Source organism: Pseudooceanicola endophyticus, from assembly GCF_018760365.1.
Classification (GTDB): Bacteria; Pseudomonadota; Alphaproteobacteria; order Rhodobacterales; family Rhodobacteraceae; genus Pseudooceanicola; species Pseudooceanicola endophyticus.
Genome location: NZ_JAHIAB010000011.1, coordinates 1 through 23,898, shown reverse-complemented (window position 1 = coordinate 23,898; position 23,898 = coordinate 1). Strand labels below are relative to the sequence as shown.

The 23,898-nt window shown below is 65.2% G+C and carries 21 protein-coding genes; 13 read left to right on the top strand and 8 right to left on the bottom strand.

Features of this window, described 5'->3' with window-relative positions; translation table 11 throughout:
• Positions 1-281: 281 nt before the first annotated feature.
• The 7 genes from hemJ (at position 282) to KM176_RS17685 (ending at position 7,725) form a co-directional block, all read left to right on the top strand.
• Positions 282-731, top strand: a complete 450-nt coding sequence (hemJ, locus tag KM176_RS17715; RefSeq protein WP_160891363.1) for a protoporphyrinogen oxidase HemJ — start codon at positions 282-284, stop codon at positions 729-731.
• 207 nt (positions 732-938) lie between these two features.
• Complete coding sequence (gene rho / locus KM176_RS17710) at positions 939-2,210, top strand: transcription termination factor Rho (protein ID WP_160891361.1); 1,272 nt, start codon at positions 939-941, stop codon at positions 2,208-2,210.
• A 7-nt stretch (positions 2,211-2,217) separates the two neighbouring features.
• Positions 2,218-3,501, top strand: coding sequence for a tRNA uridine-5-carboxymethylaminomethyl(34) synthesis GTPase MnmE (gene mnmE / locus KM176_RS17705; RefSeq protein WP_160891359.1), 1,284 nt, complete (start codon positions 2,218-2,220; stop codon positions 3,499-3,501).
• 14 nt (positions 3,502-3,515) lie between these two features.
• Positions 3,516-5,384 carry a tRNA uridine-5-carboxymethylaminomethyl(34) synthesis enzyme MnmG gene (gene mnmG, locus KM176_RS17700; protein ID WP_160891357.1) on the top strand — a complete coding sequence of 623 codons (1,869 nt, stop codon included), beginning with the start codon at positions 3,516-3,518 and terminating at the stop codon, positions 5,382-5,384.
• On the top strand, positions 5,381-6,001 hold the full coding sequence (gene rsmG / locus KM176_RS17695) for a 16S rRNA (guanine(527)-N(7))-methyltransferase RsmG (protein ID WP_160891355.1): 621 nt from the start codon (positions 5,381-5,383) through the stop codon (positions 5,999-6,001). Before mnmG ends, rsmG begins: the two co-directional genes overlap by 4 nt.
• Positions 5,985-6,794, top strand: coding sequence for a ParA family protein (locus KM176_RS17690; protein ID WP_160891353.1), 810 nt, complete (start codon positions 5,985-5,987; stop codon positions 6,792-6,794). The genes rsmG and KM176_RS17690 overlap by 17 nt, the downstream gene beginning before the upstream one ends.
• 16 nt (positions 6,795-6,810) lie before the next feature.
• The gene (locus KM176_RS17685) at positions 6,811-7,725 is read left to right on the top strand and encodes a ParB/RepB/Spo0J family partition protein (protein WP_160891351.1); all 915 of its coding nucleotides are present in this window, start codon (positions 6,811-6,813) and stop codon (positions 7,723-7,725) included.
• On the opposite strand, the gene KM176_RS17680 is transcribed toward KM176_RS17685, so the two are convergent.
• The 4 genes from KM176_RS17680 to rph are packed head-to-tail and all read right to left on the bottom strand — an operon-like array spanning position 7,709 to position 10,545.
• Positions 7,709-8,068: a YbaN family protein gene (locus tag KM176_RS17680; protein WP_160891349.1), complete on the bottom strand. Its 360-nt coding sequence runs from the start codon at positions 8,066-8,068 to the stop codon at positions 7,709-7,711. The two genes, KM176_RS17685 and KM176_RS17680, sit on opposite strands and share 17 nt — an antisense overlap.
• Positions 8,065-9,231, bottom strand: a complete 1,167-nt coding sequence (gene hemW / locus KM176_RS17675) for a radical SAM family heme chaperone HemW (RefSeq protein ID WP_160891347.1) — start codon at positions 9,229-9,231, stop codon at positions 8,065-8,067. The genes KM176_RS17680 and hemW overlap by 4 nt, the downstream gene beginning before the upstream one ends.
• On the bottom strand, positions 9,228-9,836 hold the full coding sequence (gene rdgB / locus KM176_RS17670) for an RdgB/HAM1 family non-canonical purine NTP pyrophosphatase (protein WP_160891345.1): 609 nt from the start codon (positions 9,834-9,836) through the stop codon (positions 9,228-9,230). Before rdgB ends, hemW begins: the two co-directional genes overlap by 4 nt.
• Entirely contained in the window at positions 9,829-10,545 is a 717-nt protein-coding gene (gene rph / locus KM176_RS17665) for a ribonuclease PH (protein WP_160891343.1), read from the bottom strand. Before rph ends, rdgB begins: the two co-directional genes overlap by 8 nt.
• 111 nt (positions 10,546-10,656) lie before the next feature.
• Between rph and hrcA the strand changes: the two genes are divergently transcribed.
• Positions 10,657-11,712 carry a heat-inducible transcriptional repressor HrcA gene (gene hrcA / locus KM176_RS17660; RefSeq protein WP_160891341.1) on the top strand — a complete coding sequence of 352 codons (1,056 nt, stop codon included), beginning with the start codon at positions 10,657-10,659 and terminating at the stop codon, positions 11,710-11,712.
• 23 nt (positions 11,713-11,735) lie between these two features.
• Complete coding sequence (locus KM176_RS17655; RefSeq protein WP_160891339.1) at positions 11,736-12,293, top strand: nucleotide exchange factor GrpE; 558 nt, start codon at positions 11,736-11,738, stop codon at positions 12,291-12,293.
• A gap of 154 nt (positions 12,294-12,447) precedes the next feature.
• Here KM176_RS17655 and mutS read toward each other — a convergent pair whose 3' ends face one another.
• A complete protein-coding gene (gene mutS / locus KM176_RS17650) occupies positions 12,448-15,108 on the bottom strand; it encodes a DNA mismatch repair protein MutS (RefSeq protein ID WP_236045363.1) in 2,661 nt (886 codons plus the stop codon).
• A 126-nt stretch (positions 15,109-15,234) separates the two neighbouring features.
• On the opposite strand from mutS, the gene KM176_RS17645 reads away from it, so the two are divergent.
• Together KM176_RS17645 and KM176_RS17640 are read left to right on the top strand one after the other, a co-directional pair.
• Positions 15,235-17,493: an NADP-dependent malic enzyme gene (locus KM176_RS17645; RefSeq protein ID WP_160891337.1), complete on the top strand. Its 2,259-nt coding sequence runs from the start codon at positions 15,235-15,237 to the stop codon at positions 17,491-17,493.
• The gene (locus KM176_RS17640; RefSeq protein ID WP_160891335.1) at positions 17,490-18,347 is read left to right on the top strand and encodes a ribokinase; all 858 of its coding nucleotides are present in this window, start codon (positions 17,490-17,492) and stop codon (positions 18,345-18,347) included. Before KM176_RS17645 ends, KM176_RS17640 begins: the two co-directional genes overlap by 4 nt.
• Before the next feature lie 254 nt (positions 18,348-18,601).
• Here KM176_RS17640 and KM176_RS17635 read toward each other — a convergent pair whose 3' ends face one another.
• Together KM176_RS17635 and KM176_RS17630 are read right to left on the bottom strand one after the other, a co-directional pair.
• Positions 18,602-19,297: an alpha/beta fold hydrolase gene (locus KM176_RS17635; RefSeq protein ID WP_160891333.1), complete on the bottom strand. Its 696-nt coding sequence runs from the start codon at positions 19,295-19,297 to the stop codon at positions 18,602-18,604.
• A 155-nt stretch (positions 19,298-19,452) separates the two neighbouring features.
• On the bottom strand, positions 19,453-20,682 hold the full coding sequence (locus tag KM176_RS17630) for an argininosuccinate synthase (protein WP_160891331.1): 1,230 nt from the start codon (positions 20,680-20,682) through the stop codon (positions 19,453-19,455).
• A 105-nt stretch (positions 20,683-20,787) separates the two neighbouring features.
• Between KM176_RS17630 and ilvA the strand changes: the two genes are divergently transcribed.
• Complete coding sequence (gene ilvA, locus KM176_RS17625) at positions 20,788-22,023, top strand: threonine ammonia-lyase IlvA (RefSeq protein ID WP_160891329.1); 1,236 nt, start codon at positions 20,788-20,790, stop codon at positions 22,021-22,023.
• 7 nt (positions 22,024-22,030) lie between these two features.
• On the opposite strand, the gene KM176_RS17620 is transcribed toward ilvA, so the two are convergent.
• Entirely contained in the window at positions 22,031-22,354 is a 324-nt protein-coding gene (locus tag KM176_RS17620) for an Hpt domain-containing protein (RefSeq protein WP_160891327.1), read from the bottom strand.
• A gap of 189 nt (positions 22,355-22,543) precedes the next feature.
• On the opposite strand from KM176_RS17620, the gene KM176_RS17615 reads away from it, so the two are divergent.
• Positions 22,544-23,845 carry a PP2C family protein-serine/threonine phosphatase gene (locus KM176_RS17615; protein WP_160891325.1) on the top strand — a complete coding sequence of 434 codons (1,302 nt, stop codon included), beginning with the start codon at positions 22,544-22,546 and terminating at the stop codon, positions 23,843-23,845.
• The last annotated feature ends 53 nt before the right edge of the window (positions 23,846-23,898 follow it).

The window sequence follows — 23,898 nt, the reverse complement described above, 5'->3', positions numbered from 1 at the left end:
TTCACACTCCTCACCGATTCTCCCGGACTCGCTCCCCAGAATCAGCGCTCAGTTATCCACGGGTTTTTCACAGGATAAGTAATTGAGCTGAAAAAACTTCTCAGGATCGGGTAAAAGTAGTTCACCGATTCGTTCCGATTCATCCCACAGTTATCCCCCTGTGGAAAAGCAGGAGGACAAACCAAGTATCCACAGGCTGGAAGAGGCCAACATCACACAACAATCTTTTCTTTCTTTTATATGAAAGAGTATGTGAGGCCCCTCACTGACCGGAGTTCCCCATGGCCGACTTCCTTGCCGCGATCTACCCGTGGACAAAGTTCCTGCACATCATCTGCGTGATTTCCTGGATGGCGGGAATTTTCTATCTTCCCAGGCTCTTCGTGTACCACGTGGAACAGGGAAGCGACGACGAAAAGACCGATCAGATGTTCCAGGTGATGGAACGGCGGCTGTTCCGGGGCATCATGAATCCGGCGATGATCGGCACGTGGATCTTTGGCTTAGCCCTTGTTTTTACTCCGGGAATTGTCTCCTGGGATCAGCCCTGGCCCTGGGTGAAAGCGGTCTCCGTGGTGGTTATGACTTGGTTTCATCATTGGCTTGGCGGGCGCCGAAAGGACTTTATGAGAAAAACGAATACCCTGTCCGGACGCCAGTACAGGCTGATGAACGAGGTCCCGACCGTGCTGATGGTGATCATCGTCCTGGCGGTCGTGGTGAAATTCTGAGGCCCGCCGCCGGCCCGGCCCGGGCAGGGCGGCTGGCATCCCCGAATGGGGAAACCGGGGTGAATCGTTGACTCGGACGGACAGAGCGCTTATGTCAGCGCTCAAGCCACCCGTCCGGGTGGATGTCTTCCGCACATGACATTGACAGACGAATGCTGATCGACAGCGCCCCCGTGTTGCGGCGCCGATCCCCGGGGAACCTTTTCCATGAGTGAAAACCGCCTGAACCTTTCCGACCTGAAGGCCAAAAGCCCGAAGGACCTCCTGGCCATGGCCGAGGAGCTGGAGATCGAGAACGCCTCGACCATGCGCAAGGGCGAGATGATGTTCCAGATCCTGCGGGAACTGGCGGATGACGATTGGCAGATCGGCGGCGACGGCGTTCTGGAAGTGCTGCAGGACGGCTTCGGCTTCCTGCGCTCTCCGGAAGCAAATTACCTGCCGGGTCCCGATGACATCTACGTTTCGCCCGACATGATCCGCCAGTGGTCCCTGCGCACCGGCGACACGGTCGAGGGCCTGATGAAGGCGCCCGACGACAATGAGCGCTACTTTGCCCTGACCTCGGTCCAGCGGATCAACTTCGAGGATCCCGAGAAGGCACGCCACAAGATCGCCTTCGACAACCTGACGCCGCTCTACCCGGACGAGCGCCTGAAGATGGAGATCGAGGATCCCACCATCAGGGACCGCTCCGCGCGCATCATCGACCTGGTCGCGCCGATCGGGAAGGGCCAGCGTTCGCTGATCGTGGCGCCGCCGCGCACCGGTAAGACCGTTCTGCTGCAGAACATCGCCAGCAGCATCGAAAAGAACCACCCTGAGTGCTATCTGATCGTCCTGCTGATCGACGAACGCCCGGAAGAAGTTACCGACATGCAGCGTTCGGTGAAGGGCGAGGTGATCTCCTCGACCTTCGACGAACCGGCAACCCGCCACGTCGCCGTGTCGGAGATGGTGATCGAAAAGGCCAAGCGCCTGGTCGAGCACAAGCGCGATGTCGTCATCCTGCTGGACTCGATCACGCGCCTGGGCCGCGCCTTCAACACCGTGGTCCCGTCCTCGGGCAAGGTGCTGACCGGCGGTGTCGACGCCAACGCGCTGCAACGGCCGAAGCGCTTCTTCGGCGCGGCGCGCAACATCGAAGAGGGCGGCTCTCTGACCATCATCGCGACCGCTCTGATCGACACCGGCTCGCGCATGGACGAAGTCATCTTCGAAGAATTCAAGGGCACCGGCAACTCGGAAATCGTGCTGGACCGCAAGGTTGCCGACAAGCGCGTCTTCCCGGCGATGGACATCCTCAAGTCCGGCACCCGGAAAGAGGACCTGCTGGTCGACAAGGGCGATCTGCAGAAAACCTTCGTGCTGCGCCGCATCCTGAACCCGATGGGCACCACCGATGCCATCGAGTTCCTGATTTCCAAGCTGAAGCAGACAAAGACGAACTCCGATTTCTTCGACTCGATGAACACCTGAGGACGTGATGGATACGATCTTCGCGCTGGCATCGGCCCCTGGCCGGGCCGGCGTCTCCGTGATCAGGATCTCGGGGCCGGGTTCACTCCCGGCCCTTGCCCGTTTCGGGGTCACCGATCCTGTTCCCCGTGAAACGCTGCTGCGCAGCCTTCGGGACGGGCAGGGGGCGCTGCTGGACCAGGCCGTCGTGGTCTACTTCCGCGCACCCGCCTCCTTCACCGGAGAGGACGTGGTGGAGCTGCACCTGCACGGCAGCCCGGCGATCATCAACGCCACCCTGCGCGAGCTGGGCGAAGTGCCGGGCCTGCGCATGGCCGAGGCCGGGGAATTCACCCGCCGGGCGCTGGAGAACGGCAAGATGGACCTGGCCCAGGTCGAGGGGCTGGCGGACCTGATCGATTCCGAGACCGAGGCCCAGCGGCGCCAGGCGCAGCGTGTCTTCTCGGGCAAGCTGGGCGAGGTGGTGCAGGGCTGGCGGCGCGACCTGTTGCGCGCAGCGGCCCTCCTGGAGGCCGTGATCGACTTTGTCGACGAAGACGTCCCCGTGGACGTCCGACCTGAGGTCGAGGCCCTGCTGGCCCGCGTTTCGGCCAGCCTGAAGGTCCAGGCGGACGGGGCAGAGGTGGCCGAGCGTGTGCGCCAGGGCTTCGAGGTCGCCATTCTGGGCGCTCCGAACGCCGGCAAGTCGACATTGCTGAACTACCTTGCGGGGCGCGACGCCGCGATCACCTCTTCCGTGGCGGGCACCACCCGCGACGTGATCGAGGTGCGCATGGACCTGCGCGGCCTTCCGGTGACGCTTCTGGACACCGCCGGCCTGCGTGAGACCGAGGACGAGGTCGAGGCGATCGGCATCGAACGCGCCCGCGCGAGGGCCGAGGCGGCGGACCTGCGGATCTACCTTCTGGAGCCCGGCGAGGAACCGCGCTTTGCCTTGCAGCCCGGCGATATCGCGCTGCACGGCAAGGCGGACGAAACCGGTGATCCCGAGGGGATCAGCGGCCGCACGGGGCAGGGGATCGACGCGCTGGTGGCGCGGATCACCCGGATTTTCGCGGACCGCAGCGCCCTTGTCGCAACGGCAACGCGCGAACGTCACCGTCTGGCCATCCTGCGCGCCATGGGCTATCTCGCCACCGCGCAGGAGATGCTCGGACAGGAGATGGCGACGGAAGACGTGATCGCCGAAGAGCTCCGCTCGGCTATTCGCGCCCTGGATTCTCTGGTAGGAAATATCGACGTCGAGTCTCTTCTCGGAGAGATCTTCTCGAGTTTCTGCATCGGCAAATGATGGGACTGTTTCACGTGAAACATTCGAACTTCGATGTTGTGGTGGTCGGTGGCGGCCATGCGGGCTGCGATGCGGCCCATGCGGCGGCTCGTGCGGGCGCCCGGACGGCGCTTGTGACGTTGAAATTCGACGGGATCGGCGTGATGTCCTGCAACCCGGCCATCGGTGGCCTGGGCAAGGGTCATCTGGTGCGCGAGATCGACGCCCTGGACGGCGTGATGAGCCGCGTGGCCGATGCTGCGGGCATCCAGTTCCGCCTTCTGAACCGCCGCAAGGGCCCCGCCGTGCAGGGGCCGCGCGCCCAGGCGGACCGTGCGGTCTACCGGGCGACGATGCAGAAGGAAATGACCTCCTTCCCGGGCCTCGAGGTGATCGAGGGCGAGGTGACGGATTTCCGCATGGACGGGAACCGCGTGGCCGGAATCGTCCTGGCGGATGGTTCGGAAATCTCGGCCGGGGCCGTGGTTCTGACCACCGGCACCTTCCTGCGTGGGCTGATCCACATCGGCGATCACAGCTATTCGGGCGGCCGGATGGGCGACAATGCCGCGAACCTGCTGGGCCAGCGGATGGATGGCTTCGGCCTGCCTCTGGGCCGGCTGAAGACCGGCACGCCGCCGCGCCTGGATGGCAAGACGATTGACTGGAACATCCTCGACAGCCAGCCCGGCGACGAGGATCCGGTCTTTTTCTCCTTCCAAACCAAGGGCTTGGAGATCCGTCAGGTGTCCTGCGGGATCACCCATACCAATGCGGCCACCCATGAGATCATCCGCAACAACCTCGAACGCTCTGCCATGTACGGTGGCTATATCGAGGGGGTGGGGCCGCGTTACTGTCCCTCGATCGAGGACAAGGTCGTGCGGTTTGCCGACAAGGACTCGCACCAGGTCTTCCTGGAGCCCGAGGGGCTGAACGACGATACGGTTTACCCGAATGGCATCTCGACCTCGCTGCCGCAGGACGTGCAGGAGGCCTATGTGCGCTCCATCCGTGGCCTGGAAGAGGTGAAGATCCTCCAGCCTGGCTATGCCATCGAATACGATTACGTCGATCCCCGCGCCCTTGACAGCCGCCTGGGGCTGCGCGATGTGCCGGGCCTGTTCCTGGCCGGCCAGATCAACGGCACCACGGGCTATGAGGAAGCGGCGGCCCAGGGCCTTGTCGCTGGCCTGAACGCGGCCAAGGAGGCGCTTGGCGCCGATCCCGTGACCTTCAGCCGGACCGACAGCTACATCGGCGTGATGGTCGACGATCTGATCACGCGCGGCGTCTCTGAACCCTACCGGATGTTTACCTCGCGTGCCGAATACCGGCTGTCCCTGCGCGCCGACAACGCTGACCAGCGTCTGACGGGCAAGGGGATCGAAGCCGGCCTGGTGGGAGAGGTTCGCAAGGCCGCCTTTGGGGACAAGATGGAGCGTCTGACCCGGGGCAAGTCGTTGCTGGAAGACACCAAGGTTACGCCGAAGGTTCTGAACAGCAACGGAATCAAGGTCGGGGAGGACGGCAAGCAGCGCTCGCTCTACCAGGTTTTGGCGTTTGCGGATGTTGAGATACAGCATCTTGTGGATATTGCACCAGAACTGGCCGAGCTGGATGCCGAGACCCAGGCGCAGCTGAAGAAGGATGCGCTCTACGCGACCTACCTGTCCCGGCAGGAGCAGGATGCGGCCGCGCTGCGCAAGGATGAGGCCCGGGTGATCCCGAACAGTTTTGACTATTCCGGTCTGGAAAGCCTCTCGAACGAGCTGAAGATGAAGCTTCAGCGCGTGCGGCCCGCAAACCTGGCTCAGGCAGGCCGGATCGAGGGCATGACCCCGGCGGCGCTGGCCCTGATCCTGGCGCGTCTGAACCGCGAGAACCGGGAAAAGTCCGCGTGAGCCTCGATCCGACCACCGAGAGTGTTTCACGTGAAACATCTGAGAAGCTGCGCCTCTACGCGGAGCTTCTCGAGAAATGGAACCGGAAGATCAATCTGGTGTCCAAGCACACCATTCCGGATCTCTGGACGCGGCATTTCGTCGACTCCGCCCAGATCCATTCCCTGGCGTCGGATTTTGCCCATTGGCTGGATATCGGCAGTGGCGGAGGGTTTCCCGGCCTCGTGATCGCCATTCGGGCGGCAGAGCTGCAACCCGATGCGACCTTTACCCTGATCGAGTCCGACCAGCGGAAATGCGCCTTCCTGCGGTCCGTGGCGCGGGAGACCGGTGTGAAGGTTCAGGTCCTGTCGCAACGCATCGAACAGGCACCCGTTCAGGGCGCCGATGTGCTGTCCGCGCGGGCGCTGGCCTCTCTCTCGGATCTTCTGGGCTTTGCGGAACGTCACCTGGCGCCCGAAGGAGTGGCGCTTTTCCCGAAGGGACAGCGCTGGAAAGAAGAGATTTCGGAAGCCGAGGCACAATGGCGCTTCCGCTGGGAGGCCGTGCCGAGTAAGACTGAATCCGAGGCTGTCATCCTGAAAATCGGAGGAATTCGCCGTGTCGCGTCTGCTTAACCAATCGGGCCCCCGCATCATCGCTGTTGCGAACCAGAAGGGAGGGGTCGGGAAGACGACGACCGCGATCAACATGAGCGCCGCGCTGGTGGAAGAGGGCTGCCGCGTTCTGCTGATCGACCTGGACCCGCAGGGCAATGCCTCGACGGGGATGGGGGTGGAAGCAGATGATCGTGAATTTACGGTTTACGATCTTCTTGCCGAAGACAGCCCGCTGGAAAAGGTGATCCGGGCGACCGGGGTGACGGGGCTGGACATCATTCCCGCCACCGTGGACCTCTCCTCGGCGGATATCGAGCTTTATCAGAACGAAAACCGGCTGTTCCTACTGCAACGCGCCCTGCGTCAGCCGGAAATGGCAGGATATGGTTACGATTTCATTGTTATCGACTGCCCGCCGTCGCTGAATTTGCTGACCGTGAACGCCATGGTCGCCGCGCATTCGGTTCTGGTGCCGCTGCAAAGCGAATTCTATGCGCTTGAGGGCCTGTCGCAGCTGATGCTGTCGATCCGCGAGGTGCGCAGCAGCGCCAATCCGGATCTGCGGATCGAGGGAATCGTTCTGACGATGTACGATTCCCGCAACAACCTCTCCCAGCAGGTCGAGCAGGACGCGCGGGACAATCTTGGTGACATGGTCTTCCGGACCCTGATTCCGCGCAATGTGCGGCTCAGCGAAGCTCCCTCTTTCGCGATGCCCGTGCTCGAATATGATACGACGTCGCGCGGGGCCGAAGCCTATCGCGCGCTGGCACAGGAAATTCTGAAGAAATACGAGCCTGTCGCCGCCTGAGGCAGAGGAGCAGAGCATGGAAAAGAGAAAAACGCGCGGACTCGGGCGCGGCTTGTCCGCCCTGATGGCAGATGTGTCCCCGGAAGAACAAAATCTGGGGGGTAACACCAATCGTCGCCCCGACATGATGGTGCCGATTGAATCCGTCGTTCCCAATCCGGACCAGCCGCGCCGCAGCTTTACCGAGGCCCAGCTGGAGGATCTGACCAATTCGATCCGCGAAAAGGGCATCATCCAGCCGCTGATCGTGCGCCCGAAGCCGGGCGGCGACGGCAGTTACGAGATCGTTGCCGGGGAACGCCGCTGGCGCTCGGCGCAGCGGGCGAAACTGCATGAAGTGCCGGTCATCGTGCGCGATTTCGATGATGTCGAGGTCCTCGAGGTCGCGATCATCGAGAACATCCAGCGCGCCGATCTGAACCCGGTGGAAGAGGCCATGGGCTTCCGTCAGCTGATGGACAAGTTCGGCCACACGCAGGAAAAACTGGCGCAGGCCCTGGGCAAGAGCCGCAGCCACATTGCCAACCTGATGCGCCTGCTGCAGCTGCCCTCCGAAGTGCAGGAAATGCTGCGCGACGGCCAGCTTTCGGCCGGTCACGCGCGGGCGCTGATCACTTCAGAGAACCCCGTTGCGCTGGCGCACAAGGTCATTCAGGGCGGGTTGTCCGTCCGCGCGACCGAGCAGCTGGCGAAAAAGCCCGAGGCCCCGGTAGCCCCGAAACCGCAGAAGAAGATCAGTTTCGGCATCCGTCCGGACGAGGGCGAGAAGGACGCGGATACCCGCGCGCTGGAGCAGGATCTGTCGGCGGCGCTAGGCATGACGGTGATCATCGACCACGTTCCGGGCAAGGAATATGGCCAGGTGACGATCTCCTACGACACGCTGGAACAGCTGGACGACCTGTGCCAGGTCCTCAGCGCGGCCCGCTAGGACGGGTCCAGAGGAAGATCATCACGGCGCAGAGGGTCAGCCCCTGGATCGCCAGAAGATGCGGCCTGAGGCCCATCAGGATCGAGATAAGAAAAACGCCTCCCACCATTACGGTGGCGAGGCGTTTTGCCTTCAGGGAGATCGCGCGGTGGTCGCGCCAGTCCTGGATCGCCGGGCCGAAACTGGGATGCGACAGCAGCCATGCATGCAGCCGCTCGGAAGAGCGGGAAAAGCAGAAGGCGGCCAGCAGCATGAAGGGCACGGTGGGCAGAAGCGGTAGCACGACGCCCAGCAGGCCGAAACCGAGGCTGAGAAGCCCCGAAATCAGCCAGAAGACCCTCATTCCAGCGAATCCAGCAGTTTGTTCAGAATCGCGTTCAGAACCATACGACCCTGATCTGTAACGAAAATATGCGATTTTTCGCGTTTCAGAAGGTTCATCTCGTCGAGCTCGTTCAGGACAGAGGTATAAAGGGACGTTCCGCTCAATCTCTCGAACCGATTTTGATCGATTCCCTCGCGCAGGCGCAGCCCCATCAGAAGGTATTCTTGCGCCTGTTCAGGGCCGGTCAAGGCTTCGATCAAACTGTCCGCATTCCCGGCCTCGGCAGCGGCCAGCCATTTGCCGGGCGCGCGATGCGCCTCGGTCGCGTGGCGACGGCCGTCGATGGTGACCCGGCCATGGGCGCCGGGACCGACGCCGATGTAATCGCCATAGCGCCAGTACAGGACATTGTGCCGGGACCGCGCGCCGTCACGCGCGTGGTTCGAGACCTCGTAGCAGTCGAAACCATGTTCGGCGGTGACACTCTGCGTCAGCTCGTACATGTCGGCGGCCAGGTCTTCCTCGGGCAGGCCCTTCAGCCCGCCGCGCTTGTAGCGGTCGCCGAAGGCGGTGCCTTCCTCGATCGTCAGCTGGTAGAGCGACAGGTGGTCGATGGCCAGCGACAGGGCGCGGTGCAGCTCGGCCTCCCATTCGGCCAGGGTCTGATCCTGTCGGGCATAGATCAGGTCAAAGCTGACACGGTCGAACTGGTTGCGGGCGACGTCGAAGGCACGCAGGGCCTCGTCCACGGAATGGAGACGGCCCAGACGCTTCAGGTCCCGGTCGTTCATCGCCTGGAATCCCATCGACACCCGGTTCACGCCTGCCGCCGCATAGCCGCGGAAACGCCCGGCCTCGACCGATCCGGGGTTCGCCTCCAGCGTCACTTCGGTGTCATTGGCCTGGGGCCAGAGCCGGCGGATGGTATCCAGAATGCCCTCGACCGTCCGGGGCTCCATCAGGGATGGCGTGCCGCCGCCGAAGAACACCGACTGGACGACACGACCTGACGTAACGGCAGCGTATCGTTCCAATTCGGTGACGTATGTTTTCAGCCAGCGTTCTTGGTCGATGGTCTCCGCCACATGCGAGTTGAAGTCGCAATAGGGGCATTTGGACTGGCAGAAGGGCCAGTGAACATAGATGCCGAAGCCGGCATTCTGCCAGTCCTCAGAGGTCACGCAAAGCAGCCCTGGACCAGCTTCTCGAACGCCTGCGAGCGGTGCGAGATCGCGTTCTTCTGTTCCGAGGTCATCTCGGCAAAGGTCACGTCAAAGCCTTCGGGCTGGAACATCGGGTCATAGCCATGACCGTTGTCGCCGCGCATCGGCCAGACGCATTGCCCGGGCATCCGCCCGACAAAGATCTCGTCCTGGCCATCGGGCCAGGCCAGGCATAGGGTGCAGTTGAAGGCTGCGGTGCGCGGGTAGGGGGCGTTCCTGGCCTCCAGCTCGTCCCAGACCTTGGCCATGGCCATCGGGAAATCGCGGCCATGGTCGGTCTCGGCCCAGTCGGCGGTGTAGACGCCCGGGGCGCCATCCAGACCGTCGACAGAGATGCCGCTGTCGTCGGACAGGGCGGGCAGGCCGGTCGCCTTGGCGGCGTAATGCGCCTTGATGCGGGCATTGCCGATGAAATTGTCCTGGTCTTCGACCGGCTCTTCCAGCCCGTGATCGGCGGCCGAGGTGACGGTGATGCCGAAGGGGGCCAGCAGCGCGGAAATCTCTTCCAGCTTGCCCTTGTTGTGGGTCGCGAGGACCAGTTCCTTGCCGTCGAACTTACGCATTCACTGCCGCCTTCTGGATCTCGACCAGCTCGGACACGCCCTTTTCGGCCAGGTCCAGCAGCTGGTTCATCTGTTCACGGGAATAGGTCGCGCCCTCGGCGGACATCTGCACCTCGATCAGGCGCTTCGATCCGGTCAGGATGAAGTTGCCGTCAACGCCCGCCTCGCTGTCCTCGGGATAGTCGAGGTCCAGCACCGGCTGACCGGCATAGAGGCCGCAGGACACGGCAGCCACAGGATCGACCAGCGGATCGGAGGTGATCATGCGGGCCTTCATCAGCTTGTTGACCGCCAGTTTCAGCGCCACCCAGCCGCCGGTGATCGAGGCGCAGCGGGTGCCGCCATCGGCCTGGATCACGTCGCAGTCGATGGTGATCTGGCGTTCGCCCAGGGCCGAGCGGTCGACCCCGGCGCGCAGGGCACGCCCGATCAGGCGCTGGATCTCGACCGTACGGCCGCCCTGCTTGCCCATCGCCGCCTCGCGGCGCATCCGCGACGTGGTCGAGCGCGGCAGCATCCCGTATTCCGCCGTCACCCAGCCCAGGCCCGAACCCTTGATGAAGGGGGGCACGCGCTCGTCGATGGTGGCGGTGCACAGCACATGGGTGTCTCCGACCTTGATCAGGCACGAGCCTTCGGCGTGCTTGGTGATGCCGGTCTCGATTGAAACCGGGCGCATTTCGCTTAAATCTCTACCAGACGGTCGCATGAAACCTCTCATCTTTTGAGGCCCGTGATAGGCACCGGGGCCGTGGAAAGGCAAGTCCCGTTGACCTTTCACGCAAGCCCTCTTTAATGATCGTCAGAACGGAATGCGGCGATGGCAGAGCAGAAATCCATCCTCAACGACATGAACGACCGCTCGCGCGAGGTGTTTCGGCGGGTGGTGGAAGGCTATCTCGACAGCGGGGAGCCGGTGGGCTCGCGCACGCTCACCCGGTTGATGAGCGAGAAGGTCAGCGCGGCCACGATCCGCAACGTGATGCAGGATCTCGAATACATGGGGCTGCTGGACAGCCCGCATGTCTCGGCCGGGCGCATCCCGACGCAGCGCGGCCTCCGGATGTTCGTCGATGGGCTCCTCGAGGTCAGCGATCTCGATGCCAACGAACGCCAGAAGATCGACGCGACGGTGGGCAATGGCGGCGACCCCTCGACGCTGCTGGACCGCATCGGTTCGGCGCTCAGCCTCGCGACGCAGGGCGCCTCTCTGGTGCTGGCGCCCAAGCACGAGGCGCCGATCAAGCATATCGAATTCGTGGCGCTCGGGCATGACCGGGCGCTGGTGGTGCTGGTCTTCGGCGATGGCCACGTGGAAAACCGCATCTTCACCCCGCCGCCCGGCCAGACGCCGTCCTCCATGCGCGAGGCCGCGAATTTCCTGAACGCGCTGCTGGAGGGCAAGACCCTCTCGGAGGTCAAATCCGTCGTCGCCCGCGAGATCGAGGCGCGGCGTCAGCAGATCGACGGGCTGGCGCGGGCGCTGGTGGAAAGCGGCGCAGCCATCTGGGAGGGCGAGGGCGGCCTGCACGACCGGCTGATCGTGCGGGGGCGCTCGAATCTCATCGGCGCGGACGAGGCCGACCTGGATCGCATCCGGGAGCTGTTCGACGACCTGGAGCGCAAGCGGGACATTGCCGAGTTCCTGGAACTGACCGAGGATGGCGAGGGCGTGCGCATTTTTATCGGCTCCGAGAACAAACTTTTCTCACTTTCGGGTTCCTCTCTGGTCGTCTCTCCTTATATGAACGCGGACCGGAAAATCATCGGTGCGGTCGGTGTGATCGGGCCCACGCGGCTCAATTACGGACGGATCGTGCCGATCGTGGACTATACGGCCCAGCTGGTGGGGCGGATGCTTTCCGACCGCCGCTAGGGGCCGCTCAGTGAGGTGAAATGATGGCAGAGCCGAAAGACGACGACTTCCTGGATGATCCCGAGCGGGCCGAGGCCGAAGCCCGCGCGTTCGAGACGGAAGAGATCGACGATGCCGATGTCGAGCTCGAGACGCTGCGCGCGGAACGGGACGAGATGAAGGACAAGTGGATGCGCGCGCTGGCGGATGCGGAAAATTCCCGCAAGCGCGCCGACAAGCAGCGCCGCGAGGCCGAGCAGTACGGCGGCTCGAAACTCGCCCGCGACATGCTGCCGGTCTACGACAATCTCAAGCGTGCGCTTGAGGCTGCGGGCGACAAGACCGAGGAAAACACCGCGCTTCTGGAAGGCATCGAGCTGACCATGCGCGAGCTGTCGAACACCTTCCGCAAGCACGGCTTGGTGGTGATTTCCCCGGCGGTTGGCGACAAGTTCGATCCGAACCAGCACGAGGCGATGTTCGAGGCTCCGGTGCCCGGCACCAAGGCCGGCGAAATCATCCAGGTCTCGGCCGAGGGCTTCATGCTGCACGACCGCCTGCTGCGCCCCGCCCAGGTCGGTGTCAGTTCCTTCACGGGCTGATTTCGCCCCTTTCGGGGCGGAGCCTCCGGCGGGGATATTTTTGGCCAGATGAATGAGCCGGTCGCGCCCCAAGCGCGGCCGGCTTTCTTCATTTTCTTGTTTCAAATACCTCGGGGGAGTCAGCCGAAGGCTGACGGGGGCAGAGCCCCCATTTTCACCCCTTGGCGGCTTCTTTCAGCCGGTAGAGCACCTCCAGCGCTTCACGCGGGCTCAGGTCGTCGGGATGCACTTCTGACAGGAGTTCGGAAACGGCCAGCATCTGTGGCGGGATATTCGGTGCCGGCGGGGGCGGCGGAGCCGCCGCGAAGAGCGGCAGGTCGTCGATCACCGCGCGGGGATTGCCGCCGCCCTTGCGGGCATTGTCCTCGAGCGAAGCGAGCACTTCGCGGGCCCGGGCGACGACGCTGTCGGGAAGCCCCGCCAGTTTGGCCACCTGCACGCCGTAGCTGCGGTCGGCCGCGCCCATGCGGACCTCGTGCAGGAAGATCACCTCGCCCTCATGTTCGCGCACGCTGACGGTGGCGTTCTCCACGCCCGAGAGGCGTTTCGAAAGCTGAGTCATCTCGTGGTAATGGGTCGCGAAGAGGGCCCGGGCGCGGTTCGTTTCGTGCAGGTGCTCGAGCGTCGCCCAGGCGATCGAGAGGCCATCGTAGGTCGCCGTGCCCCGGCCGATCTCGTCGAGGATCACCAGCGCGCGGTCGTCGGCCTGGTTCAGGATGGCAGCGGTTTCGACCATTTCGACCATGAAGGTCGAGCGGCCCCGCGCCAGGTCGTCGCTGGCGCCGACGCGGCTGAAGATCTGGCTGACCAGACCGATATGGGCGCCATCCGCGGGCACGTGGCTGCCCATCTGCGCCAGCAGCGCGATCAGCGCATTCTGCCGCAGGAAGGTCGATTTACCGGCCATGTTGGGGCCGGTCAGCAGCCAGATCGCGGCGCTGTGGGGGCCATCGGGCATCAGCGCGCAGTCATTGGCGATGAAGGGCGCGCCCTCGCGGCGCAGGGCCTGTTCCACCACCGGGTGGCGACCCGCGTCGATGCGCAGGCTGCGCGACATGTCCACCTTGGGGCGCACCCAGTTGTCGGAGCGCGACAGGTCGGCGAGGCCGGTGGCCAGATCGAACTCGGCCAGTGCCTGCGAGAGCTGGGTCAGCGCCGGGGCGGCCTCCAGCACCTTCTCGCGCAGCTGGGCAAAGAGCTGCTGCTCGATCCCCTGGGCCTGGCCGGCGGCGTTCAGGATCCGGGTTTCCAGGTCCGACAGCTCCGGCGTGGTGAAGCGCAGCTGGTTGGCCGTGGTCTGGCGGTGCTTGAAACGCTCCGAGAGCGGCGGCGAGAGCATCTTGTCGCCATGGGTCGCCGTGACCTCGATGAAGTAGCCCAGCACGTTGTTGTGCTTGATCTTCAGCGAATTGATCCCGGTTTCCTCGGCGTAGCGGCCCTGCATGGCGGCGACCACGCCGCGGCCCTCGTCACGCAGGCGGCGGACCTCGTCCAGCTCCTCGTGGAAGCCCTTGGCGATGAAGCCGCCGTCGCGGGCCAGCAGCGGGGGCTCGGCCACCAGCGCCACGTCCAGGAGCGCGTGCAGCGCCTCCTGTCCGGAGAAGGCATGGGCGCTTTTCGCCAGCAGCTGCGGCAGCGAGGAGGCATTGCCCAGCCGGGCGGCCAGCTGTTCGGCCTGGCTCAGCGCGTTGCGGATCGCGGTCAGGTCGCGCGGGCCGCCGCGTTCCAGCGACAGCCGCGACAACGCGCGATCAAGATCGGGCACCTTGCGCAGCAGCGCGCGCAGGTCGGCGGCGGTGCGGGTGTTGCTATGCGCGTAATCCACCGCGTCCAGCCGTTCGGTGATCACCGTCAGGCTGCGCGAGGGGGAGGCCACGCGGCGTTCCAGCAGCCGCGCGCCCAGCGGTGTCACCGTGCGGTCGATGGCCTGCAGCAGCGATCCGGCGCGGCCTCCGGTCATCGCATGGGTGATTTCGAGGTTGCGGCGGGTGGCGGCGTCGATCTGCACCGTGCCCTCCATCGCCTCGCGCACGGGGGGACGCAGCAGCGGCAGCTTGCCCTTCTGGGTGATCTCCAGGTAGTCGACCAGCGCCCCCATGGCCGAAACCTCGGGCCGGGTGAACTGTCCGTAGCTGTCGAGCGTACCGACGCGGAACAGCTCTGTCAGGCGCTTGGTAGCGCTGGCGGTGTCGTAGGAGGCCCGCGCCAGCGGCGTCAGCGAAATGCCGAAATCCTCGCCCAGGGCGCGCAGGCCGGGTTCGTCGGCCTCGCTCACCAGCAGTTCGGAGGGGGTCAGGCGGGCCAGTTCCGGGCCCAGCTTCACCGCCGCCAGCGGCATCACGTGAAACGCCCCGGTCGAGATATCGACCCAGGCCAGCGCCGCGCCATCGCGCATCTCGGCATAGGCGGCCAGGAAGTTGTGGCGCCGCGCCTCCAGCAGGCTGTCCTCGGTCAGGGTGCCGGGGGTGACCAAGCGCACCACGTCGCGCCGCACCACGGATTTCGAGCCGCGTTTCTTGGCCTCGGCCGGGTCTTCCATCTGTTCGCAGACGGCGACGCGGAAGCCCTTGCGGATCAGCGTCAGCAGGTAGTTTTCCGCCGAATGCACGGGAACGCCGCACATGGCGATGTCCTCGCCCAGGTGCTTGCCCCGCTTGGTCAGTGCGATGTCCAGCGCCTGCGCGGCTTCTTCCGCGTCCTTGAAGAACATCTCGTAGAAATCGCCCATGCGGTAAAACAGCAGGGCGTGCGGATATTGTTCCTTGATCTCAAGGTATTGCGCCATCATCGGCGTGACGTTTGCCGCCGTGTTCATGTATCCCCCGAAGCGTTTCGCGCAACTTAACGGTCCCGGCCCTGCGGCGAAAGGGGAATGCTGTCGGCAGTTGAGGCACCCTGCGCAACCCGATATTCATCCCCTGAATTCGGAGGGAAGTAATTCATGAGCAAGAGCCGCATCACCCGCGAAGACGCGCTGGCCTTTCACCTGGAACCGACGCCGGGCAAGTTCGAGATCACGGCCACCGTCCCGATGACCACCCAGCGGGACCTGAGCCTGGCCTACAGCCCGGGCGTCGCCGTCCCCTGCGAGGTGATCGCGGAACAGCCCGAGACCGCCTACGACTACACCAACAAGGGCAACCTTGTGGCGGTGATCTCGAACGGGACGGCGGTCCTGGGTCTGGGGAACCTGGGCGCGCTGGCCTCCAAGCCGGTGATGGAAGGCAAGTCGGTGCTGTTCAAGCGCTTCGCCGACGTGAACTCGATCGACATCGAGCTGGACACCGAGGATCCCGAAGAGATCATCAAGGCCGTGAAGCTGATGGGGCCGACCTTCGGGGGCATCAACCTCGAAGACATCAAGGCGCCGGAATGCTTCATCATCGAGCAGCGCCTGAAGGAAGAGATGGACATCCCCGTCTTCCACGACGACCAGCACGGCACCGCCGTGATCTGTGCCGCCGGGCTGATCAACGCGCTGCACATCAGCGGCAAGAAGATCGAGGACGTGAAGATCGTCCTGAACGGCGCGGGCGCGGCGGGCATCGCCTGCCTCGAGCTGCTCAAGGCCATGGGCGCGCGGCATGACAACTGCATCATGTGCGACACCAAGGGCGTGATCTACCAGGGCCGCAAGGAAGGCATGAACCAGTGGAAGTCGGCCCATGCCGCCAACACCGAGGCCCGCACCCTGGCCGAGGCGATGGTGGGCGCCGACGTGTTCCTGGGCGTTTCGGTGAAGGGCGCGGTGACGCAGGACATGGTGAAATCCATGGGCGCCAACGCGGTGATCTTCGCCATGGCGAACCCCGACCCCGAGATCACCCCCGAAGAGGTCCACGAAGTCCGCGAGGACGTGATCGTCGCCACCGGCCGCTCGGATTATCCGAACCAGGTCAACAACGTGCTGGGCTTCCCCTACCTGTTCCGCGGCGCGCTTGATATCCACGCCCGCGCGATCAACGACGACATGAAGATCGCCTGTGCCCAGGCTCTGGCGGCCCTGGCCCGCGAGGATGTGCCGGATGAGGTGGCGCTGGCCTACGGCAAGGCGCTGACCTTCGGGCGCGACTACATCATCCCGACCCCCTTCGATCCCCGCCTGATCTGGCGCATTCCCCCCGCCGTCGCCCAGGCCGGCATGGAAACCGGTGCCGCCCGCCGTCCCATCGTCGACATGGATGGCTACCAGGTGTCGCTGCGCGCGCGGATGGACCCGACCGCCTCGATCCTGCGCGGCCTGAACGCCCGGGCGCGCCGTGCCCAGGCCCGGATGATCTTCGCCGAGGGCGATGATCCCCGCGTCCTGCGCGCCGCCGTGCTCTACCAGCGTTCCGGCATGGGCGAGGCCATCGTCGTGGGCCGCGAAGCCGACGTGGCCGAAAAGCTGACCGCCGCCGGCCTTGGCGATGCGGTGGGCGAGCTGACGATCACCAATGCCGCCATGACCGAGCACCTCGGCACCTACAAGGAGTTCCTCTACAAGCGCCTGCAACGGCGCGGCATGGACATGCAGGACGTCCACCGCCTGGCGGCGCGCGACCGTCACGTCTTCTCGGCGCTGATGCTGGCCCATGGCCACGGCGATGCGATGATCAGCGGCGCGACCCGCAAGTCGGCCCATGTGATGGAGCTGATCAGCCACGTCTTCGATGCCGATGCCGAACATGGCGCCGTCGGGACCACCGCCGTGCTGCACAAGGGCCGCATCGTGCTGATCGGCGACACGCTGGTCCACGAATGGCCGGACGAGAACGACCTGGCCGATATCGCCGAACGTTCGGTCGAGGTGGCGCGTGATCTGGGTCTGGAACCCCGCGTCGCCTTCGTCAGCTTCTCGACCTTCGGCTACCCGGTCTCTGAACGGGCCGAGAAGATGCACCTCGCGCCGAAGGTGCTGGAAGAGCGCGGCGTCGACTTCGAGTTCGAAGGCGAGATGACCGTGGACGTGGCGCTGAACGCCAAGGCGCGCGGCAACTATCCGTTCCAGCGCCTGAGCGGAAATGCCAACATCCTGGTGGTTCCGGCGCGGCACTCGGCCTCGATCTCGATCAAGCTGATGCAGGAAATGGCCGGTGCGACGATCATCGGCCCGATCCTGTCGGGCATCGACAAGCCGGTGCAGCTCTGCTCCACCACCTCGACCGTCAACGACATCCTGAACATGGCCGTCATGGCGGCCTGCAAGGTGAAAGCTTGACCGTCTGGAACCTCGGGTCGGTGAATGCCGACATGGTTTTCCGGGTGCCGCACATGCCGGCGCCCGGAGAGACCCTTTCCGCGACCGGCTACCAGAAGGGGCTGGGGGGCAAGGGGGCGAACATGTCCGTCGCCGCCACCCGCGCCGGGTCCCACGTGGAACATATCGGCGCCGTCGGAGAGGACGGGCTGTGGATGAAGGAACGCCTGGCCGGCTACGGCGTGGGCACCACCCATCTGGCGGAACTGCCGGGTCCCACCGGCCAGGCGATCATCTACCTTGATGCCGAGGGCGAGAACCAGATCGTGCTTCTGGCGGGCTCCAACACCGAAATCAGCGAGGCGGCGATTGCCAGCGCGCTGGAGGGGGCCCGTGCCGGCGACATCGCCGTCTTCCAGAACGAGACCAACGGCCAGCAGGCCTTTGCGAGGGCGGTGAAGGCCCGCGGGCTGCGGCTGGCCTATGCGGCGGCGCCCTTCGATGCGGCGGCGGTTGCGGCGGTTCTGGACCAGCTCGACATCCTGGTGATGAACGAGGTCGAGGCGCGTCAGCTTCAGGACGCCACCGGCCTTGCCCCCGAGGCGCTGCCCGTGGCCGAGGTGCTGGTGACACTGGGCGCCAAGGGCTGCCGGCGATTCGATACCGTCTCGGGGCAGGTGCAGGACGTGCCGGCGCCGAAGGTCACCCCGGTCGACACCACCGGTGCCGGAGACACCTTCACGGGCTACCTTCTGGCCGGTCTCGACCAGGGGCTGTCCATGGAGGAGGCGATCACGCTGGCGCAGAAGGCGGCGGCGGTGATGGTGACGCGTCTTGGCACCGCAGATGTCATCCCGACACGAGCGGAAATATGACAATTGTCATGGATGAGCGCTTTTCCCTTTTGAATTTCGGGGCGGGCGCCTTACCTTGGGCTAGTCGAATTAAGAGTGCGCCTGAAGGTTGACAGGCATGGTCGGCTTCGTCTGGAGGCGAACCGGCTGGGGGAGTTACCACACTCCAAGCGTAAAGAGTGGTTCACAGTTGGAACCCGGCGGGTCGTCACCTTGGTGGCGGCCCGCTTGTTTTCGTGCTGTCCCCACGGATTTCCCGGGGGCCGGCCGGGGTGTCAGCGCCGCAGCCAGTCCAGTAGCGCCAGGTTCACCGCCTCGGGCTGCTCCATCGTCGCCAGGTGGCCGCATTGCGGCACCACGACCAGCTGCGCGCCGGGAATCGCCTCGGCCATCTCGCGGGCCATCTCGGGCGGGGTCAGCACATCCTCGGCGCCCACCAGCACCAGCACCGGCAGATCGTAACCGGGCAGGTCGGGCCGCGAATCCGGGCGCGAGATGATCGCGGCGGACTGTTGCGCCAGCACCGAATGGCCCAGAGAGACGGACATCGTGACCACCTCGTTGCGCAGCCCGTCGACATGGCCTGCATGGACCAGGCCCGGCAGGGAAGCGGCATAGGCCAGCCGCAGCTGGCGGCCTTCCAGCGGGGCAAGGGTTTCCAGCGTGGCGCGGCGATAGGCGGTCTGCTGGTCGGTATCGGGGCGCGCGGTGGTATCCAGCAGCGCCAGCCGTTCGACCCGCTCGGGGGCCTGGCGCATGATCTCCATCGCGATGTAGCCGCCCATCGACAGCCCGGCCAGGGCAAAGCGGGGCGGCGCATCGGCCAGGATCGCCGTGGCCATCTCGGCGATGGTCTCTCCGCGCAGGGTGTTGGCGACGCTCACCGGGCCATGCGGCCAGAGCGCGGGGATCTGGGCCGCAAACAGCGCAGGCGTCGCCATCAGGCCGGGAATGAGCAGGATCGGGGTCATCGGAAACATCCTTCCGCAGGGCGTCGGTCTGGCGCCAAGGTGGACGTCCCCGGCAGCCGGTCCAAGCCTTAAGGCGGCCTTGCGGCTTTGGACATGGAAAAAGGGCGCAGAGATCGCCATCTCTGCGCCCTTCATACCAAATGTGGTAGAAGTGGTTACTTCTTAACCCGCATGTTGCGTGCTGCCAGCAGTTTCAGGCGCAGCGCATTCAGCTGGATGAAGCCGGCGGCGTCCTTCTGGTCGTAGGCGCCCGCGTCTTCCTCGAAGGTCACGTGCTTCTCGGAATACAGCGAATAGTCCGACCAGCGGGCCACGGTGCGCGCCGAACCCTTGTAGAGCATCAGCTTGACGGTGCCGGTGACGAACTCTTGCGACTTGTCGATCAGCGCCTGCAGCATCTCGCGCTCGGGGGAGAACCAGAAGCCGTTGTAGATCAGCTCGGCGTAGCGCGGCATGATCGAGTCCTTCAGGTGACCCGCGCCGCTGTCGATGGTGATCTGTTCGATGCCACGGTGGGCTTCCAGCAGGATGGTGCCGCCGGGGGTCTCGTAGACGCCGCGGGACTTCATGCCGACGAAGCGGTTTTCCACGAAGTCGAGACGGCCGATGCCGTGGGTCTTGCCCAGCTCGTTCAGCTTGGTCAGGATCGTTGCCGGGCTCATCGCCTCGCCGTTGATCGCGACGGCGTCGCCCTTCTCGAAGGTGACCTCGATGTACTCGGGCTCGTTCGGGGCCTGCAGGACCGGATCATCGGTGCGCTGGAAGACGTAGTCGGGCGCCATGTCGCCCGGGTTCTCCAGCACCTTGCCCTCGGAGGAGGTGTGCAGCAGGTTCGCATCGACCGAGAAGGGCGCCTCGCCGCGCTTGTCCTTGGCGATCGGGATCTGGTTCTGTTCGGCAAAGGCCAGCAGCGCGGTGCGCGAATGCAGGTTCCACTCGCGCCAGGGCGCGATCACCTTGATGGCCGGGTTCAGCGCATAGGCCGACAGTTCGAAGCGGACCTGGTCGTTGCCCTTGCCGGTGGCACCGTGGGCGACGGCATCGGCGCCGGTCTCTTCGGCGATCTCGACCAGACGCTTGGAGATCAGCGGACGGGCGATCGAGGTGCCCAGCAGGTAGAGGCCTTCGTAGACCGCGTTGGCGCGGAACATCGGGAAGACGAAATCACGCACGAATTCTTCGCGGACGTCTTCGATGTAGATGTTCTCGGGCTTGATCCCCAGAAGCTCGGCCTTCTTGCGGGCCGGCTCCAGCTCTTCGCCCTGACCGAGGTCAGCGGTGAAGGTGACGACCTCGCAACCGTATTCGGTTTGCAGCCACTTCAGGATGATCGAGGTGTCGAGGCCACCGGAATAGGCCAGGACGACTTTCTTGGGCGCGGACATGAATTTTCCCTCAATTCGAGTTTCGCCGGGCGATAGCCCTTTTTCGCCAAGGGTACAAGCCTAAGGCCCCTTGCAAGCAAGGATACAAGGCGTAAAGACGAGGATATGAGCGAGTTTCTGGACAAGGCCCGGGCGGCCATGGTGGCGATGCGGGAGGTCTTTCCCGCCACGCCGCTTCTGCGCAACGATCATCTTTCGGCCCGCTACGGGGCCGAGATCTGGCTGAAACGCGAGGATCTGTCGCCGGTGCGCAGCTACAAGTTGCGCGGCGCCTTCAATGCGATGCGCAAGGTGATGTCCGCCGGTGGCGCGCCCTCCTTCGTCTGTGCCAGTGCCGGCAACCACGCCCAGGGCATGGCCTTCATGTGCCGTCATTTCGAAGTTCCGGGCGTGGTCTTCATGCCGGTGACGACGCCGCAGCAGAAGATCGACAAGACCCGCACCTTCGGGGGTCCCTTCATCCAGATCCGTCTGGTCGGCGACTATTTCGACGATACCCTGGCCGAGGCGCAGCGCTACTGCTCCGAGACCGGCGGCCATTTCCTGGCGCCCTTCGACGACGAGGACGTGATCGAGGGGCAGGCCTCTGTTGCCGCCGAGATCGAGCAGCAGCTGCCCGGCCTTGCGGACATGATCGTGCTGCCGGTGGGCGGGGGCGGTCTGGCCTCGGGGGTGCGTAGCTATTTCGGCGACCGGATGCAGATCCGCTACGTGGAGCCCGAGGGCGGCAAGTCGCTGCGCGCGGCGGTGGAAGCCGGCGCGCCGGTGACGCTCGACAAGGTCGACAGCTTCGTCGATGGCGCCGCCGTGGCGCGCATCGGGGCCCGCCCCTTCGCCCGGCTGAAGGATGTGCCCCCGGACCATGTTCTGGCCGCGCCCGAGGACCGCATCTGCCTGACCATGCTGGAGATGCTGAACGTCGAGGGGATCGTCCTGGAACCTGCGGGCGCGCTGTCGGTCAACGCGCTGGAGGATCTGCAGGACGAGATCGCCGGCAAGCGGGTGATCTGCGTGACCTCGGGCGGCAATTTCGACTTCGAGCGTCTGCCCGAGGTGAAGGAGCGGGCGCAGCGCTTCTCGGGGGTGAAGAAATACTACATCCTGCGGTTGCCGCAGCGCCCCGGGGCCCTGCGCGAATTCCTCGACATGCTGGGGCCGGAGGACGACATCAGCCGCTTCGAATACCTGAAGAAATCGGCGCGCAACTTCGGCACCGTGCTGATCGGGATCGAGACCAAGGCCGCCGAGAACCTGGATGCGCTGGCGGAACGGCTGGATGCGGCGGGCTTCACCTATCGCGACATCACCACCGATCCGGTGCTGGCCGAATTCCTGATCTGAGGGCGCCTCAGGCGGCGGTGCGCGTCGGAAGCTCGTCCAGGAACAGGGCCCGGCTTTCGGCGTAGCAGCTGCGGATCGCGCCCAGGTCCACCGCATCGCCGGCGCCCTGGGCCGCCATCCGCTCGCCCTCGGCGCACAGGCCCGCGAAGGCGTTGAACCCGAGGTTCAGCGCGGATCCCTTCAGCGCATGAAGCACCTGTTCCAGCAGCGGGCCGCGGGCCAGGCCCGCCAGCGTCTCCTCGACATCTTCCAGGAAGATATCGACGACCTCTCCGAAATCGTCATGGCCCACGTCGTCCCGCAGGGACATCACCTGATCCCAGGATATCATCTTCGCCTCTCCCGTCCGCACTCCCGCTGGCTATAGGCCCGAGGTCTTAATCCCGCCTTGCCCGGAAAGATCGAATGCGGAGTTTCATGGCTTGTTAAGGGCGTGGGCCTATCCCCGACCGACGGATCTGCGCCGCCGGGGCGGGGCGGCGGATGCAGGGCCCCGGCCGGGGCCGGGTTGGCGGGTGACATGCGGGCTGGACAGGACAGACGAGCGGAGATTTCGGACGGCAGCGGGCCGGGGCGGCAGGATGCCGTGCCGCGCCGGGTGCTGATCGTCGACGACAGCCGGTTGCAGCGTCACATCCTGCGGCGGCTGTTGCTGGGCTGGGGCTATGTGGTGGACGAGGCCGAGACCGGCGATGCCGCGCTGGCCCTGTGCCGCGAACGCCCGCCGGACCTGGTGATCAGCGACTGGATGATGCCGGGCATGGACGGTCTGGGCTTCTGCGAGGCCTTCCGCCAGCTGCCCCGGGAGGGCTACGGCTACTTCATCCTGCTGACCTCGAAACAGGAGAAACTGAGCGTTGCCATGGGGCTGGATGCCGGGGCCGACGATTTCCTGACCAAGCCGGTCAGCAAGTCGGAGCTGCGGGCGCGGCTGAATGCCGGAGAGCGCATCCTGGAGATGAGCCGCCAGCTGCGCGCCCAGAACCGCCTGCTGGGCCAGACCCTGGACCGCCTTCAGGCGGCCCATGACCTGATCGACGGCGACCTGATCGAGGCCAAGAAGCTGCAGCAGAGCCTGGTGCGCGACCGGCACCGCGATTTCGGCGGCGCCGCGGTGTCGCTGCTGCTGCGACCGGCGGGCCGGGTCGGCGGTGACCTGGTGGGCTTCTTTCCGGTGAATGCGCAGTGGTTCGGCTGTTTCGCGCTGGATGTCTCGGGGCACGGGATCAGCTCGGCGCTGATGACGGCGCGGCTGGCGGGCTACCTGACCTCCGCGACGCCGGGGCGCAACCTGGCGATCCAGCGCGATGGGGCGGGCCAGCCGGCGCCGCGCCCTCCGGCCGAGGTGGCACGGCATCTCAACCAGCTGGTGCTGGGCGAGATGGCGAGCGAACATTACCTGACCCTGGTGCTGGCCCAGGTGGAGATCGCCACCGGGCAGGTGCGGCTGGTGCAGGCCGGACATCCTCATCCGCTGATCCAGCGCGCCGATGGCCGGATCGAGAGCGTGGGGCGGGGCGGCGTGCCGATCGGCCTGCTGCCGGGGGCCTCCTACGAGGAGGTGAGGCTGCGGCTGGAGCCGGGCGACCGGCTGCTGCTGCAATCCGACGGCATCACCGAATGCCCGGTGCGGGGCGACGACGGGCAGGAGGGCGGCGGGCTGCTGGACACGGAGGGGCTGATGGCGCTGATGGCCGAGCTGCGCGACAGCCGCGGCACCGCCTTTCTGGAAACCCTGCTCTGGCGCCTGGGCGAGGCGGCGGGGGGGAGCGATTTTCCCGACGACATTTCGGCGGTGCTGGTCGAGGTGCCGGGTGCATGAGCTTTTCGGGACGGGACGGGACGGGACGGGGCAAGGGGGCGGGGCAAGGGGGG